General features: G+C 32.0%; 15 protein-coding genes. 7 read left to right on the top strand and 8 right to left on the bottom strand.

The genetic code is table 11. The annotated features are described in order from the left end of the window. The first annotated feature begins 14 nt into the window (after positions 1-14). Positions 15-266 (top strand): type II toxin-antitoxin system ParD family antitoxin, encoded by a 252-nt coding sequence (locus tag GB234_RS08560; RefSeq protein WP_151894130.1) that lies wholly within the window; start codon positions 15-17, stop codon positions 264-266. Beyond that, the gene (locus tag GB234_RS08555) at positions 259-558 is read left to right on the top strand and encodes a type II toxin-antitoxin system RelE/ParE family toxin (protein ID WP_151894129.1); all 300 of its coding nucleotides are present in this window, start codon (positions 259-261) and stop codon (positions 556-558) included. The genes GB234_RS08560 and GB234_RS08555 overlap by 8 nt, the downstream gene beginning before the upstream one ends. A gap of 135 nt (positions 559-693) precedes the next feature. Here the strand turns inward: GB234_RS08555 and GB234_RS08550 are convergent, their stop codons facing one another. Then, positions 694-2,538 (bottom strand): PLP-dependent aminotransferase family protein, encoded by a 1,845-nt coding sequence (locus GB234_RS08550; protein WP_151894128.1) that lies wholly within the window; start codon positions 2,536-2,538, stop codon positions 694-696. Positions 2,539-2,707: 169 nt separating this feature from the next. Here GB234_RS08550 and GB234_RS08545 point away from each other — a divergent pair, with 169 nt between their 5' ends. Beyond that, positions 2,708-3,223, top strand: coding sequence for a hypothetical protein (locus GB234_RS08545; RefSeq protein ID WP_151894127.1), 516 nt, complete (start codon positions 2,708-2,710; stop codon positions 3,221-3,223). A gap of 93 nt (positions 3,224-3,316) precedes the next feature. Here the strand turns inward: GB234_RS08545 and GB234_RS08540 are convergent, their stop codons facing one another. The 3 genes from GB234_RS08540 to dnaK all read right to left on the bottom strand — a co-directional run bounded on the left by GB234_RS08540 (position 3,317) and on the right by dnaK (position 6,361). Beyond that, positions 3,317-3,640 carry a hypothetical protein gene (locus GB234_RS08540; RefSeq protein WP_151894126.1) on the bottom strand — a complete coding sequence of 108 codons (324 nt, stop codon included), beginning with the start codon at positions 3,638-3,640 and terminating at the stop codon, positions 3,317-3,319. A gap of 38 nt (positions 3,641-3,678) precedes the next feature. Continuing rightward, on the bottom strand, positions 3,679-4,173 hold the full coding sequence (locus GB234_RS08535; protein ID WP_151894125.1) for a hypothetical protein: 495 nt from the start codon (positions 4,171-4,173) through the stop codon (positions 3,679-3,681). Positions 4,174-4,459: 286 nt separating this feature from the next. Further along, positions 4,460-6,361, bottom strand: coding sequence for a molecular chaperone DnaK (dnaK, locus tag GB234_RS08530; protein ID WP_151894124.1), 1,902 nt, complete (start codon positions 6,359-6,361; stop codon positions 4,460-4,462). Between the two features lie 568 nt (positions 6,362-6,929). Between dnaK and GB234_RS08525 the strand changes: the two genes are divergently transcribed. Then, the gene (locus GB234_RS08525) at positions 6,930-7,574 is read left to right on the top strand and encodes a peroxiredoxin (protein WP_151894123.1); all 645 of its coding nucleotides are present in this window, start codon (positions 6,930-6,932) and stop codon (positions 7,572-7,574) included. A 122-nt stretch (positions 7,575-7,696) separates the two neighbouring features. Further along, positions 7,697-8,968: an MFS transporter gene (locus tag GB234_RS08520; RefSeq protein ID WP_151894122.1), complete on the top strand. Its 1,272-nt coding sequence runs from the start codon at positions 7,697-7,699 to the stop codon at positions 8,966-8,968. A 35-nt stretch (positions 8,969-9,003) separates the two neighbouring features. On the opposite strand, the gene GB234_RS08515 is transcribed toward GB234_RS08520, so the two are convergent. The 3 genes from GB234_RS08515 to GB234_RS08505 all read right to left on the bottom strand — a co-directional run bounded on the left by GB234_RS08515 (position 9,004) and on the right by GB234_RS08505 (position 13,128). Next, the gene (locus tag GB234_RS08515; protein ID WP_151894121.1) at positions 9,004-9,720 is read right to left on the bottom strand and encodes a hypothetical protein; all 717 of its coding nucleotides are present in this window, start codon (positions 9,718-9,720) and stop codon (positions 9,004-9,006) included. Between the two features lie 344 nt (positions 9,721-10,064). Beyond that, the gene (locus GB234_RS08510; protein WP_151894120.1) at positions 10,065-12,707 is read right to left on the bottom strand and encodes a CHAT domain-containing protein; all 2,643 of its coding nucleotides are present in this window, start codon (positions 12,705-12,707) and stop codon (positions 10,065-10,067) included. Positions 12,708-12,762: 55 nt separating this feature from the next. Next, positions 12,763-13,128: a hypothetical protein gene (locus GB234_RS08505; RefSeq protein WP_151894119.1), complete on the bottom strand. Its 366-nt coding sequence runs from the start codon at positions 13,126-13,128 to the stop codon at positions 12,763-12,765. A gap of 105 nt (positions 13,129-13,233) precedes the next feature. Between GB234_RS08505 and GB234_RS08500 the strand changes: the two genes are divergently transcribed. Both GB234_RS08500 and GB234_RS08495 read left to right on the top strand, forming a co-directional pair. Beyond that, entirely contained in the window at positions 13,234-13,797 is a 564-nt protein-coding gene (locus tag GB234_RS08500; protein WP_151894118.1) for an RNA polymerase sigma factor, read from the top strand. Next, positions 13,794-14,582: a tetratricopeptide repeat protein gene (locus GB234_RS08495; RefSeq protein ID WP_151894117.1), complete on the top strand. Its 789-nt coding sequence runs from the start codon at positions 13,794-13,796 to the stop codon at positions 14,580-14,582. The genes GB234_RS08500 and GB234_RS08495 overlap by 4 nt, the downstream gene beginning before the upstream one ends. Before the next feature lie 44 nt (positions 14,583-14,626). On the opposite strand, the gene GB234_RS08490 is transcribed toward GB234_RS08495, so the two are convergent. Beyond that, positions 14,627-15,886: a Y-family DNA polymerase gene (locus tag GB234_RS08490; RefSeq protein WP_235906088.1), complete on the bottom strand. Its 1,260-nt coding sequence runs from the start codon at positions 15,884-15,886 to the stop codon at positions 14,627-14,629. Positions 15,887-15,891: the final 5 nt, after the last annotated feature.

Raw genomic sequence — 15,891 nt, 5'->3', positions numbered from 1 at the left:
AATTTAGTTTTAAAATGAATAAAAACTCATCAATATCACTCGGAAATTATTTTGACCAATTTGTGCAAAATAGCATAAGCGAGGGACGTTTTAAAAATGTTAGTGAAGTTATACGTGCTGGACTGAGACTTTTGGAGGAAGAAGAAAATAAAGTAATTGCTCTAAAAAAAGCAATTCAAGAAGGAATTGACTGCGGAATAGCGCACGATTTTGACCCAAAGAAACATCTTGCATCTTTAAAAGCCAAAAAGCACGTAAATGGCTGAATATAAATTTACGAATAAGGCTGTTGCTGATTTATCAAAAAGTTGGGAATATACATTCGAGGTTTGGTCAGAAAAACAAGCTGACAAATATTATGACGAACTGATTTATAATTGTCAAGAAATTGCTGATAATCCTGACTTGGGAAAAAACTACGACGGAATATCCAAACAACTCTTAGGAAAAAAATCAAATCGACACATAATATTTTACAGAGCATTGAGCCAAAACCACGTGGAAATAACAAGAATATTACACGAAAGAATTGACTTAAAAAAAAGAATAGCGGAATAAAAACTGCACACAACAAAGTATATTACTCATAGCTAATTAGTTGCTTAAACAAAGTTAAGGCATATTTGGAAAGTCGCTAAATTTTTAAGTTTGACGACTTCCCAAAAATAAAATATATACTAAAAGTAAAAATTTTCAAATTTTTTCAACAAAATCTGTAAAGACTTTTTTATGGTGTTCCATATCCATATTTGCTGACAGTGATACCCTAGCAATATAATCCTTATCCCCTTCCTTAGTTGTTCCTTGCGTAGAGGTTGCTGGAATGGTCCAATAAACACCTTTTAATTGCCCGTAACTCACACAGTATTTACTTTCATTAGGAATTTCGGTAATCATTAAATTAATTAATTTATGATTTAATGCTCTTTTGTACATTTCCTTTTCTTCTGTGGAATTTCCTTTTGTAGGGAGATCTAAAGAAAAGACTGAAGGTGTAAAACCATGTTCTGCAAGTTCTTCTGAAACGAAATTTATTTTAGCCTCTGGTAGTTTTTCATTAATGAAGTTTACAAATTCTCTTGTGTTTTTATAAGCACCCTTTATCCTTTCATTCATAGAGGGAAGTTGCTTTGCTAAAATTTCATATTGAAGCTCCGTAGCCTCGTTGTCACAAAGTAAAAGATGAGTTTCAATTTTATTCATTAAATGTTCGGCCTTAATATTTCCGACGACATAACCCGCAGTACACTTTCCTCCACTAGGAAATTTTGATCCACTAACATACGAAATAGCTCTACCCTTTGACAACACTTCGCCTTTACCTAAAAAATGAACATTTGGGCAAAATGTTTGATCCAGAATAAAAACAGGATCAATTGCTATAGCACCAGATGCGGTTTTGCGTTCTTTATTTAAAACCTTTTCTAACTTTAATAAATCTGGAACCTCAACCCTTGGGTTTGTAGGGATCTCGGCAATAATGTAAGGAATAGCATCTTGGTTTGCAATTTGATTTAATACTTTATCAATACTTTGAACCATATCATTATCACCATCCACCTCTAGGTCTACAACTGCTACATTATCGTTGCAAGCAGCTACGCGCCTAGCTTGGTCATTAGTACCACCATAACAATTTGTAGGTACAATAAACTTTATTGCTTTTCCTTTGTGATTTTCAAGTGCATCATCAATAAGCCCCATCATAATTGCATATTGAATTGATAACCCACTTGACCCCACTAAAGGTTTTCCAGTAGTTCCCGTAACATCAATTATAGAATCTAAAACCGAAGCTTTGTTTTTTTCCACTTCGCTATTAGTTTTCTCAATTGGTGCTTTTTCAACAAAGGATTTTAAAGCAATGATAGCGTTAGATGGCGTCATTGCAATAGTTTCTCTCCTTCTTACGTGTTGTATTTCTGAAATATAACGTTCATTATCCTTACCACTAACCATTAAAACACTACCTATTTCACCATGAAGATTGACGTAAAAATCAATGTTTTCATTAATTTCAAAAGACCCTATTATTTCTTCTTCAGAAATATAAATTATGCTTCCATCAAAATCTGAAACTTCAGTTATACTTTTAACCTTTTTTACCTCAAAATTATAACCGTACACATTTTTAATTGTCTCTTCATTAAAAAAAGGAGGCAGTAAATCCTTATAAAGAATTTGGGTTTTTTTATTATCTAACAAGTTCTTCCTTAAAATAGCCAACACTGGAGTTGTCTTTGAAGAAAAGCTAATAATATTTTCTGATTCCTCATTTTGTTCTTTTGCAATCCCCCATTCTAATATACATGATAGTGGATGCCCTAATCGTATATAATCATACGCAGTGGGCAGTATATTTAATGAAGATGTTTCTGAATTATCATCTCTAAACAATGTTTCAAATTGGTCTAAAAATTGGGTTTTAGCTAACTTCTCCTCGTAAATATCTAAACGATGGGTTGTTAAGTTCAACCAATCGTTTGGCATATTTTTAAGAACTTGTTTTATATAGCTTACTACTGCATTATCTTTCATAGGTTACCTTTAGTAGGCAAAAATATACATAAATTACATGTATCATAAAGGTTTAACATGAGGTTTTGATTTGTATAAATTTTATTCTATTTATCTGAAAGCGATAATAATTTAAAACAAAGTTTGTTTAATTTTGAAAGACCTATAATTGTAATAAAATTATTATAAAATGAAATATTCAATAGCCTTGGCATTGTTTGTATGTCTAATATCTTTTAATAGTATAGCGCAATCAGTATCAATGCCACTTGCCACAATATCTGCTGCGCCATTGGGTACTGTAGAGAATAACGGCACTGCAACTGCTACGCTCCAAGTTTCTGAAACTGCTGGGGTCGAAGTGCCAAGCAAAGCTTTTAATGAATCTAATATTACTATAAGCGTGAGTTTACAGTATATAGAATTAAAAGATTTTAATGTAAGCTTAGTTACGGGTAGTGTATTAGATTATTTTACCGCAAGTTATAATACGGCTTCAAACATTCTTTTATTTAGACAAAAGAGTAACATTCCTGCAAATTGGACGGGTATTGCTGAATTCCCAATTAATGTTACAAAAAATTCTACTGAGGCTCAATCTTTTAATGGTTTTAATGCAAATATTTCGGCGTTAGCTTTAAAAACTAAAGCGGTAGGCAGTGCTGCAGTTTTTACTTATACAGATGCAAATGTGTCTATTGATTAGGTTTTAATATTTCCGAAGAAAAAACTAGAACAAAAAAATCCCAACCTAAAATTAATTAGATTGGGGATTAAAAAATTGATTTATATTAATATACTAGTCAAGAAGAATTGTAGTTGTTTCACCATCCTCAATTACGATATTAAATTGTTCACCAGAAAACCCTTCACATTCATCTTGTGGATCTGCATAGTAAAAAGAACCTTCAGAATCTAAATCTCCAATATTTATTACAAAATTTTTAGTTTCATTTTCAAGAACTGTTCCAATAAGAGAACCACTTGAAGTCCCTTCAAATATATTGAATATACAATCCCTTTGATTAATCACCTTAAGCGTACCCGAATTATCATCTTTATTACAAGCAATAAAAAAAACAAGTAAAATAAGTGTTGAAATTAAGTTTAAGTAGTTTTTCATCTTAAAAAATTTATTATCTATATTATAGTGCTATCTTTTTATTCTGTTTTTGTTACATCGTCATACTTAACTTCCATTCTTTTATTCTTTTTGCCATATTCAACAATAACCGAATTAGAATTTAAGCCAATAATTTTTCCATCAATAATTTTTCCTCTTCGATTAAAGACTACACTATCTCCAATTTGTAAATTAATTTCAGCTACCGCACTCGCAGTTACGTTTACATTTGTATTTTGAACTCCCCATACATCACCTATAACCTTCACTTTCTTTCCATTACTCTTTACGTATATTTTTACGTTTCGCAAAAACTCTCCTTGGTATTCTTTAGTCATATTATCTACAGCTTGTTCTAGTGCATCATTATCAGATTTTGCAACAGCTTCAACTTCTCTTTCTATAAGTACGTATTCTTGGCTATCATCAAGATTTCGATTACTAATCCCTGTTAAATCTCCTATACGAGTATAGCTGGAACAAGAAGCTAATGTTGCTAATGTAATTGTTAAAAGTAATGTTGTTGTTTTCATGAATTCATTTTTTCTTGGTTAAGTAATTTTGGGGTTTTAATAGATAAATTTTAAAAATCCATTTGTTTTAATTTTTGTGAAAATAGAAAAAATATGTTTGATTGTTTATGGATATCCGAAGAGAAAACCTAACACACAAAATACCAGTACGTTACTTAAGAAATAAAAAAATCCCAACCTAAAATTAATTAGATTGGGATTCTTAGTACTATATCGAGTTTTGAAGATTCCGACGTTATCGGTCGGAATAAATTCGATTACGCAAATCTGTGATTTGCTATCTCATTTACTTCACCTCCTCAAAGTCTACATCTTCAACATCTGCACTTTCATCAGCTCCTGCGTCTGCTGTTGGCTCTCCGGTTGGAGCACCACCTTGTGCATCTGCTTGTGCTTTGTACATTTCTTCACTTGCTGCTTTCCAAGCTTCGTTGATTTTATCAAGCGCTGGCGTGATAGCATCTACGTTCTTAGTTTCGTAAGCTGCTTTCAACTCAACTAAAGCTTCTTCAACTGGCTTTTTATTATCGTCAGATATTTTATCACCAAATTCTTTAAGTTGCTTTTCCGTTTGGAAAATCATCCCATCAGCTTCGTTGATTTTGTCAGCCGTTTCTTTCGCTTTCTTATCAGCATCTGCGTTAGCTTCAGCTTCTTGCTTCATTTTAGCAATTTCCTCTTCTGTTAAACCAGAAGATGCTTCAATACGAATGTCTTGCTTCTTACCAGTAGCTTTATCCTCTGCACTTACTTTAATAATTCCGTTTGCATCGATATCAAAGGTTACTTCAATTTGAGGTACACCCCTCTGTGCTGGTGGAATATCACTTAAGTGAAAACGACCAATTGTCTTGTTATCATTTGCCATTGGGCGCTCTCCTTGCAATACGTGGATTTCAACACTTGGTTGATTATCTGCAGCCGTAGAGAATACTTGACTTTTCTTAGTTGGGATTGTCGTATTAGCTTCAATCAACTTAGTCATTACGCTACCCATAGTTTCAATACCTAATGAAAGTGGTGTTACATCAAGTAACAATACATCTTTCACATCTCCGGTCAATACACCACCTTGGATGGCAGCACCAACAGCAACAACCTCATCTGGATTCACTCCTTTCGAAGGCGCTTTCCCAAAGAACTTCTCAACCGCTTCCTGTACTGCAGGAATACGTGTAGAACCTCCTACAAGGATTACCTCATCAATATCACTATTTGTCAATCCAGCAGCTTTCATTGCAGTCTGGCAAGGCTCAATTGTTCTTTTTACTAAGTCATCAATCAATTGCTCAAACTTTGCACGTGTCAATGTTTTTACTAAGTGCTTAGGTCCACTAGCAGTAGCCGTTACATAAGGTAAGTTTATTTCAGTCTGTGCAGAAGAAGATAATTCGATCTTCGCTTTCTCAGCAGCTTCTTTTAAACGTTGTAACGCCATTGGGTCTTTACGCAAATCCATATCCTCAGCAGACTGAAACTCATCAGCCAACCAATTGATAATTTTTTGATCAACATCATCACCACCTAAGTGCGTATCACCGTCTGTAGCAAGTACTTCAAAAACACCATCACCTAATTCAAGGATAGAAACATCATGCGTTCCACCACCAAAATCAAATACAACAATTTTTTGATCTGTACTTTTCTTGTCAAGACCATATGCTAATGCAGCCGCTGTAGGCTCATTAATAATACGTTCTACTTTAAGACCTGCAATTTCACCTGCCTCTTTAGTAGCTTGACGTTGGCTATCATTAAAGTAAGCTGGTACAGTAATTACCGCACGAGTTACATCTTGACCTAAATAGTCCTCAGCCGTTTTTTTCATTTTTTGAAGCACCATTGCGCTTAATTCTTGTGGCGTATATAAACGTCCATCAATATCAACACGTGGTGTATCATTATCTCCTTTTTTTACAGTGTAAGCAGCACGCTCAGCTTCTTTTGAAGACTCGCTATACTTGTTACCCATAAATCTTTTTATAGAAGAAATGGTTTTTGTTGGGTTTGTAACTGCTTGTCTTTTTGCAGGGTCCCCAACTTTAATTTCGCCACCTTCCACAAATGCAATCACAGAAGGTGTTGTTCTTTTTCCTTCAGCATTTGGGATTACCACAGGCTCACTACCTTCCATTACAGACACACAAGAATTTGTTGTCCCTAAATCGATTCCAATTATTTTACTCATAGTTTTATGTTTTACTTTTTAATGATTTCTATTTAAGTGTCTTCGGAAATATTAATTCCTTAACACGGTTGCTATTAGACAACAAATGTGCCAGCGGAAAGAGACTGACATCGTGGCAGACATTAAAAAAAGTATTTAAATTAAAAACACGTAGAAATACCTAGCACTAAATGTTTATAAATATTTTACTTTTACAAAACATTAAAAATCAATTGATTACAGAACAAGATATAAAACAGAAGATATTTAAAATTAAATATCTAAATAAAGTCAAATTTTGAAAGCTCAATTATTTTAGATTAATTAATGATGCAAGATTAGAATGTGAGGTACTAATCCTGTGAATCCTCAATGCCCAATTGGCATTACATTAAAGTACTTTTCAGAAATGGGAAGTACTTTTTTTTCCAAATCTTATACATAAACTAGATTAAAACAAAAGAAACCTATTCCTAAAAAATAGATTTATTAAACCTTTAAAGTTGTCGTTATCATGCGTACTTTTGCACTCCGAAAAAAAAACAGAGTATTTTGTTTTTAATGTAAAATTTAATAAAATAGAGATTTAATGGCATTTGTAGGAAAAAAATTCCCAAACCTTTCAGTAGATTCAACCGATAGAACAGGTGTAACTAAAAAAATTAATATTCTTGAAAAAGCACAACAAGAAAATAAAAAAATAATCCTTTTCTGGTACCCAAAAGATTTCACTTTTGTGTGTCCTACAGAATTACATGCATTCCAGGCTGCAAAGCAACAGTTTGAAGATAAAAACACTATTGTAATTGGAGCATCTTGTGATACACCAGAAGTTCATTTTGCATGGTTAAACACTCCTAAAAACCACGGTGGTATTGAAGGAGTTACCTACCCTATCCTTGCAGATACAAATAGAAACTTAGCAAACCAGCTAGATATTCTTGACATCACTAACGAGCGTTTTGATGATGAAACAGGAACTGTACTTGTTGATGGAGATAATGTTACATACCGTGCTACATATCTTATAGACGAAGAAGGAACAGTATTCCACGAGAGCATTAACCATATGCCTCTAGGAAGAAATACATCTGAATTTTTAAGATTAATTGATGCTTATACTCACGTACAAAAAAACGGTGAAGTATGTCCAGCAAACTGGCAAGAAGGAGCTACAGCAATGAACGCAGACCGCGAAGGTGTTGCAACATATATGACTGAGCAGTTAAATTAAAAAAAATATTATACTACTAAATCCTCAGTCCCTTATTGACTGGGGATTTTTTTATTGGCTTAAAGTATATTTTTGACTATTGCTTTTTTAAACCTATCTTTTAGCTTCGTTAAAATTTATTTTTGAAACCAACCAAATCTTCTAATCAATCTCCCATATATATTCTGCTTCTCATTCTAGCAGGAGAGGCTGTATTTATTCTTCCCTTTGTGTTGGCTCGTGTATTTAGAGCGACTGTGCTTGATGTCTATCATATTACTAACACCCAATTGGGATATTGTTTTTCTATTTATGGGCTCGTAGCATTGTGTAGTTATCTTGTAGGTGGTCCCTTGGCAGATAGATTTGAACCTCGCAAATTAATGAGTATTGCATTGTTATTAACAGCTGCTGGTGGAATTTTATATGCCAACCAACCTTCATTTTCAACACTCATCATACTTTATGGTTTTTGGGGATTTACAACAATTTTCCTCTTTTGGGCACCTATGATAAAAGCAACCCGTGTTTGGGGTGGCGAGACAAGTCAAGGAAAAGCCTTTGGATTTTTAGACGGAGGCCGCGGATTAGTTGGCGCACTTTTCGGGTTGTTAGGAGTTTATATATTTTCATTGTTTGTACCATCCGGAAATGTTGAATTGAATACATTTCAGCAGCGAGACGCTTTTACATTGGTTGTTTATATTTCGTCTGGGCTTGTTGCGTTAGTAGGGATTCTAGTTTTCTTTTTTCTGAAATCTAACATTTCCGAAGAAAAGATTATTACCGAAAAAATAACGAAGAAGAATATCATTGAAGTTCTTAAATTACCTTCTGTGTGGTTGTTAATGATTATTATTCTTTGTGCATATGTGGGTTATAAAATAACAGATATATTCTCTCTTTACGCAAGTGAAGTTATGCTATATAGTGAAGTGGATGCTGCAAAAACAGGGACTTTTTTATTGTTTATTCGTCCTGTGGTTGGCGTTATTATTGGTTTTTTAGCAGATAAATCTCGCCCCTCTTTTTATTTAATACTTGGTTTTCTGCTTTCAATTGTTGGTGCAGTTTTATTTGCTTCAGGTGTATTAGGCAAAGGCACTACCCCTCTGTTTTTTATAACTATTATTATTACTGCTATTGGAGTTTATGCTGCCCGGGTACTATATTTTGCTGTAATGAGAGAAGGTAAAATTCCACTAGCATTGACTGGGACTGCTGTGGGTATAATTTCATTTATTGGCTATACGCCAGATATCTTTGCTGGGCCAATGATGGGTTATTTTTTAGATAATTATAAAGGGTTTGAAGGGCATCAATATGTTTTTATTTTGCTAGCAGTTTTCTCTTTTGTAGGGTTTTTGGCTTCTACATTGTTTTATTTTATTTCAAAAAGAAAAACCAGCAATTGATATTGCTGGTTTTGAAAAATTATTATAGCTCAAAATTAATCTGTACACTGATCAATATAATTAATATAAGCAAGAGTATATGCTGCACCTGCAAAAAAACATGGCCAAACAGCAATGCATGTAAGTAAACTTACAGTAGCTAACGTAAGTGATAACACTGCAGTGAAACATGAGTCAACCTTATTAAATCCTTCCGGATTATAATGGTTCATTGCTCTGAGGGAATTTGCTAGGTTATTCTTTTTAGCAAATTCCTTACTATCTAACCTCAAGCTTAAAACAGTATTTTCATAATTTCTTAATGCAGTATCAAAATCTGAGTTATTTATGTCTGTTTCAAATTGACGTATCAAATCAATATCCACTTGATTTACCCAACCATTTGCTAAGGAAACATCTAATATATATTCTGCATCAGAATCAGTTATCTCATGAAATTCCTCTGGTAATTCGATATCACTACCGAAGTGTGCATTAGTAATATCTAAAATAGTCTTACTTTTTTCAACAGTTCTCATTTCACCTACTTCATTATTTATTAAAGTAGTAGATATTTCTGAAAGATCAGAACTTCGTATCAATTCATTATACACTTCATAATTAAAAGCGTTAGTACTCCTATTTAGTTCTGCAGTTTGAACTGGCATACTTTCATTTGTTTCTAAGATAGCTTTTTCGCAAGAAACAAATAATATTAATGCAGAAAGAAATACTGCAAAATAAGGTCTTCTTAATGAGTCTAAAATGTTCATAATATAAATATTTAATAAGGTGCCTACTCTTGCGCTTTTCGGCTTACGCGGCTTATTTAAAGTGCCTAGCATAACACTTGAAATTCACCAACTTTTAAATCTTATCTAAATATTTTGTATCTTGCCTAAGATTTAAACGAAAGTTTATTTCGGTTTTGACGAACCACGAGAGCTTCTACCTAGTAGAGGCTTTCTCTTTTTTATATAGAATAGCTAAATCATAATACATTTATATTTATGGTTAATGTTCCTTTACACTACTGTTCAAAGAGACTTTAATTTGTTACCCTTAAAATGTTATGAAATTTGAATTTTTATTTAAAAAAAACATAAAACGCTTATTTTTAAATCTTTAACTGTATTTTTTTTGCAAAAAACATAAATACCATAAAAATAATTGAACCAATTATAATTATTAAAAAACTTAAGCCTTCATTAGATGTAATAGTTTCTTCATATCCCCCAACTAATAGTAATGAGGCCCAATAACTAGGAGAGCTTTCTGAAAGTGAATGGTTTTTTAAATAATCAATTTTTGCACTTTGTAGCGCCTTAGCTTTTGACATTCCTTCTTTGAAGTATTTATAAAAACTTTGTAAAATTTCGCTAGTACTCTTATCATTAGCTTCCCAAGCATTTGAAATTACACTATTTGCACCTGCATAGAAAAACCCTCTAGTTAAACTAAGTACACCTTCTCCTTTCGCTGTTTCGCCTAGTGAAGTATTGCATGCACTAAGCACAACTAATTCTGCTTGATTTTTAGAATTATACAATTCGTTAAGGTATATTTTATTATCACTAAATGCTATCCAAGGTTGTTCTCCTGCATCTGCATGAGTTGCTAAATGTATGATATTAAAATTATTACTGTTTTTAAGAAATTCCTTTTTTGTGGCTTCAGTCCCAAGTTTTATATGACCGTTAAATTGTCTATATGAATTTTCAATTTCATTTTTTGAATTAGGCAAATTTGATAGTTTATCGTAGTCATATTTTATAGGTGCAAAACCTAAAAATCCATTTTTTGCAATTCGTTCTCTCTCACTATTTTTATATAAAAAAGACACCGAATTTGCATAACTAATATTGTTAGTTTTAATTAAATAATCATTGCTATTATTAGTTGTAATCAATGCGTCAAAGACAAAATTTTGTAAATCACCATCTGGCACTATCAACAAGTGCTTTCCTTTAACCATTTTTTTAATAGAGCTCGTAGCAAACAATTGCTTATACAAACTATGTGATATATTTTGAAATTTAGTTTGACTTTCCTTTGTAGTAAAAGGCGTAGTCAAAAGGTTTTTTAATGTTAATATTGAATTTTCGAAGTTTGGACTTAATTTTTGTTTGTGTAATATAGTTTCATTTTTAGAGATCCAAAGAGTGAAAAGGTCTTTTGAAAATTCATCATTTTTATTCCAAATTTGAGAGACAATTATCATATTATCATCCATTTTATCTTTAACTTCTTTTAGACTTAATGGTTTTGTTATCTCTTTCAAATCGATAGGTGGCATCAATATTTTTACTGAATCTTGAAAATCTTCATAATTCAATTTTAAGAAAAAAAGACTATCTCTTAGCTTTTTAGTATTATTCGCAACTAGATCAATTTTAATTTTAGAAATATTTTTTCTAAAAGCGAAATCCCTATCCTTAAATCTAATAGGTATTTGCTCCTTAACAGTATTTTTAACAATTGCCTCTTTAAGTAATGATGTCTTGTTTTTTTCAATATAAGAGAAAGCGAGATTTTCATCATTTAATAATTCTGCAATATAGACACCTAAGGTATATACAGCAGAGGCCTCAGTTCGCCAATGCAGTTTTGAAGATTCTTCTTGGCTTTTGTTTTGCAAAAATAAAATGATGCTATCAGCAACCTTTAAATTTTGCAAAGCTAAATTTAAAGGTTCTATCTCATTATTGGCTTCAAATTTTTTAACTAGAATGGTCGCTTTTCTATAAATCGACAATAGCAATAAATAATGGTCTGTGCTTTCTGGTAAATTTGCTACATCTATAAATTCGTTTTTGCTTTTTTGTTTTTCTATATTATATTCAATTGACTGATTAATATAATTTATTGCAGTTTTATAATCTTGATTTACATAAGCGTAGTCTGCTAAGCCTTGATAGGTATATTCGGGTTCATCTATATAATCTAATGCTTTGTTCAAATAAATATAAGCACTATCATTTTTAATCTTATTTAATAATAATCCCGTATTGTTATAAGCTGCACCCAATACCTCAGTACTTTTTTCTTTTTGAGCTAATGCTATTGTTTTTTTATAGTGTTTTTTTGAAATCTTATAATTAAAAGTGAGATCGTTATTATAATAATCTCCTAATTGATTGTTTAAAATATATTGATCACGCTCTTTTATTTGTACTATTTTAGAGAGAGAGTCCACCTTAAGTAAACTAAATAACATTTCATCTAAACTTTCTTTAGTTCCAATTTCTTCGTATACAGTAGCAACATTTAAATAATGAGTAATTAAATTTTTACGATCGTTTAGAATAGCTAAGTCATCTAATCCTTTTTCATAATATAAAACTGATCTATAATAGTCCCCTAATACCGTATAGATTTTACCAATTTGACAATAAGCTCGAGCTGTAAAATTATCATCTACGTTAGCATATGCAACAATTTTAAAACAATCAAGTGATTCAGAGAATTGATTATTCGTATAATAAAATCTACCTAAATTGAAAAGTGCATTTCTGAAATTTTCATCATCAATACACAATTGATTGTATGTTTCAATTTCTAGATTTGCATAAAATATTGCCTTTTCTATAGAATTTTTTCTTAAATCAATTGAAAACTTGTGAGCTATTGCGATAAAACCTTGCATATCATTTTCAAGCTTAAGCGAATTTAAGAGGCTATCTATTCTTATTTCACTCTGTCGAAAATCGTTATTATCAACAATTCCTTTATAGGTATCAAAATAATGTTGGCTATACAAATTAGTATTGTACAGCCAACATAAAAACAATAAAAGTATAACTCTGATCACTTAATTATTCTGGACAGTTTTCATTAGGTAACCACTTCTCATAATCACTATCACTATCAGTCTTAACTTTTGGCTTACCTCTATGCATTAAATTATATGTCCAGATTTCCATATTAAGATTTTCGGGACAAATATCCCAAGTAAAAAGAAACTCTCTTTCTATTAAATCTTGTCTTTTAACTTCTTTGCGTCGTTCGCTAATGCCTTCTTCCCATACTACTAATACTTCTCCAATCTCAACAGACCGTGTAGAATTAGTAATATTTGATTGAAAATTTTCATTAACACTGTTTTGCTCTATAATTTCAGATTCACATGAACTGAAAATTATTAGAGAGGTTAATAATAAAGTTTGTTTTAAAAATTTCATAATAATAATTTAAATTAAAAAAATGGTTTCATAAGGACGTTCATTAAACCTCTTAATTGTTACCCACAAATTTTAAAATCTTATTTTTGGAATAAGATAAATTTAATGAAAAATAACTTAACATACCTAAATGCCTTACTTACAAACAACTCTGTAATAATTAAAAAATTATACAAGGAAAATTTTCCTGCGGTACGCAAATTTGTAATTCAGAATAAAGGTCAAGAGGCCGATGCAGAGGATGTTTTTCAAAAAGCAATCGTCCAGATTTCAGTCCGGTATCGAAAAGAAAAATTTGAAATTAATTCAAGTTTTGAAGCGTACCTATTTACAGCTTGTAAAAATTTATGGCGCCGAGAGTTAAATAAATCAAAAAGAAGGGTAACAAGTTTACATGCTTTTGAACAGCCTAATGAAGAACAAGATCAAGCCTTGGCATTATTAGAACAAAAAAGATGGGAGTTATTTAATGAAAGTCTTAAAAGTATTTCTGAAAATTGTCAAGAAGTTTTAAAGTTATTTTTTACAAAAACAGCCTATTCTATAATTGTTGAAAAACTAGGGTATAACTCTGAAACTGTAGCTAGACAACGTGTTTTTAAATGTAAAAAAAAGTTGAGTCAAATTATTAAAAATGATCCCCGTTTTAAAATGTTAAAACAATTATGAGCGAAGAAGAACACATATTAATTGATTCTTTCTTAAATAGTGAACTTACCCAAAATGAGCAAAAACTATTCTTGAAGAGAATGGAACAGAGTGCAGAATTTAATGAACACGTAAATTTTGAAAAACAATTACGTGAAACTTTAAATATAAATGATTGGAGTTTTGCACACAATATAGAGCACACCGAAGTAAAAACATATGTAGAATTATTTTCTAGCTCAAAAACTAAAGCGCTAGAAAGCACTCTAGAAAAAATCATGCAGGATAAAGAGATTCCTACTAAAAGAAACTTTTATCCTTGGTATGGTATTGCGGCATTATTGGTTCTTTCCCTTTCAGTTTTTTCTATATTTAATACTGGTAGTTCTACACAAGAACTATATGCACAGTTTTATAATCCATCAGAACTTCCATCGTTAATTGTAAGAGGGGCTTTAGATGAAGATAATTATAATAAAGTGCAACAACTATTTGAAGAGGAAAATTTTACCGAAACTATACTTTTCACTGAAGAACTGCTTGCTACAACATCTAAAAACCGAGCAACACTTATGCTTTTTCAAGGGATTTCTTTTACAGAAACCAAACAGTATTCAAATGCTATTGAAACATATAACAATCTTATTGAAAGCAACTTACTTGACGCTGAGAAAGGATATTGGTTTAAAGCACTAACCTATTTAAAAAGTGAGGATACTCAAAAAGCAAAAAACACACTCCGCTCCATTATTCAAAATAATTTTTACAATCACGTTAAAGCTAAAGAGCTTTTGGATAAGCTTTAATTTACTGAGTATTTTTTTAGTTTAAATTTCTGAAGAAAAACAAACTAGTGACTTTTAACTGTCAATAAATCACCCCACTGCGTCGTCATACGTTTACTACGCTCTTTTTTTATTAATTCCCATTCTTCTACTCGAGTCCCTACTAAAGCAGAACTCACGGTGGCTTTTCCATATTTATTATTGAGTCCATCCACTACTTTCATTAATCGTTTATCATGTAGCTTTGTACTTTCGAACAAATTACCTTGTACATATTCTTGGGGTATTAATCCTGTAAGATTAACTCCCACTTTTTTATAGCGATATCCTGGTTTATAAATAAGGTGCAATGCCTTTCTTGCCTCTCTTATCAAAGCAAATGTATCATTTGTGGGAACAGACATGGTTACTGTACGACTATCGCTATACTGCTTATCTATATTGCTATGGTAGTTTGTAGTAACAAAAACTTGTACATACGTAGCGCAAGATTTTTGAGTACGCAGTACTTCGGTTACTTCACTAATGTAGTAGGCGCAAGCTTCTTCAATACGCTCTAAGTCTTCTAGTTTTGTTCCAAAAGATTTTGCTGTGCCCACAGCTTTTTTGGGCTTAGGTATTGTAGTGAAATCAATACAAGATTCTCCACGGAGTTCTCGCCATAAACGTTCTCCCACAACGGTCATTTGTTTTCGAACCCACGATAAAGGCAACTCTGTAAATTGATAGGCAGTAAATACTCCTATGTTCTTAAGGCGCTCTTGATGCTTTTTTCCTAAACCCCAAACATCCTTTGTTTTTGCCCACTTAAGAGCCTCAATTCGTTTTTTCTCTGTGTCTATAACACACACATGAGAAAACCTAGGCTCTTTCTTCGAAATTTTATTAGCTAATTTAGCTAATACCTTAGTTGGTGCTATTCCCACTCCTACTGGTAAGCCTGTATGTATTGCTATAGTATCTTTAATTAAAACACCATAATCTTTTAAATCTATATGCTCCATACCACTCACATCTATAAATGCCTCATCAATACTATAGACTTCAACATAAGGAGAAAATGTGCTTAAAATATTCATGACACGCTGAGACATTTCTCCATATAGCGTGTAATTAGAAGAAAAAAAAGTAACCTTATTTTTAATGAGTTGGTCTTTAATTTTAAAAACAGGCTCAAACATAGGGATATGCGTCATTGCTTTAGCTTCTTTATTTGCTGCAATGATACACCCATCATTATTACTAAGCACCACTACTGGCTTCCCCCAAAGATCTGGACGAAATACCTGTTCGCAAGACGCATAAAAGCTATTACAATCTATCATTGCTA

The organism is Patiriisocius marinistellae (assembly GCF_009014635.1).
GTDB lineage: Bacteria > Bacteroidota > Bacteroidia > Flavobacteriales > Flavobacteriaceae > Patiriisocius > Patiriisocius marinistellae.
This window is presented reverse-complemented; position numbering and strand designations above follow the sequence as displayed.

Coding starts and splice junctions, on each gene's coding strand:
- GB234_RS08560 (WP_151894130.1), top strand. CDS start 15: ATGAATAAAAACTCATCAATATCACTCGGAAATTATTTTGACCAATTT.
- GB234_RS08555 (WP_151894129.1), top strand. CDS start 259: ATGGCTGAATATAAATTTACGAATAAGGCTGTTGCTGATTTATCAAAA.
- GB234_RS08550 (WP_151894128.1), bottom strand. CDS start 2,538: ATGAAAGATAATGCAGTAGTAAGCTATATAAAACAAGTTCTTAAAAAT.
- GB234_RS08545 (WP_151894127.1), top strand. CDS start 2,708: ATGAAATATTCAATAGCCTTGGCATTGTTTGTATGTCTAATATCTTTT.
- GB234_RS08540 (WP_151894126.1), bottom strand. CDS start 3,640: ATGAAAAACTACTTAAACTTAATTTCAACACTTATTTTACTTGTTTTT.
- GB234_RS08535 (WP_151894125.1), bottom strand. CDS start 4,173: ATGAAAACAACAACATTACTTTTAACAATTACATTAGCAACATTAGCT.
- dnaK (WP_151894124.1), bottom strand. CDS start 6,361: ATGAGTAAAATAATTGGAATCGATTTAGGGACAACAAATTCTTGTGTG.
- GB234_RS08525 (WP_151894123.1), top strand. CDS start 6,930: ATGGCATTTGTAGGAAAAAAATTCCCAAACCTTTCAGTAGATTCAACC.
- GB234_RS08515 (WP_151894121.1), bottom strand. CDS start 9,720: ATGAACATTTTAGACTCATTAAGAAGACCTTATTTTGCAGTATTTCTT.
- GB234_RS08505 (WP_151894119.1), bottom strand. CDS start 13,128: ATGAAATTTTTAAAACAAACTTTATTATTAACCTCTCTAATAATTTTC.
- GB234_RS08500 (WP_151894118.1), top strand. CDS start 13,234: ATGAAAAATAACTTAACATACCTAAATGCCTTACTTACAAACAACTCT.
- GB234_RS08495 (WP_151894117.1), top strand. CDS start 13,794: ATGAGCGAAGAAGAACACATATTAATTGATTCTTTCTTAAATAGTGAA.
- GB234_RS08490 (WP_235906088.1), bottom strand. CDS start 15,886: ATGATAGATTGTAATAGCTTTTATGCGTCTTGCGAACAGGTATTTCGT.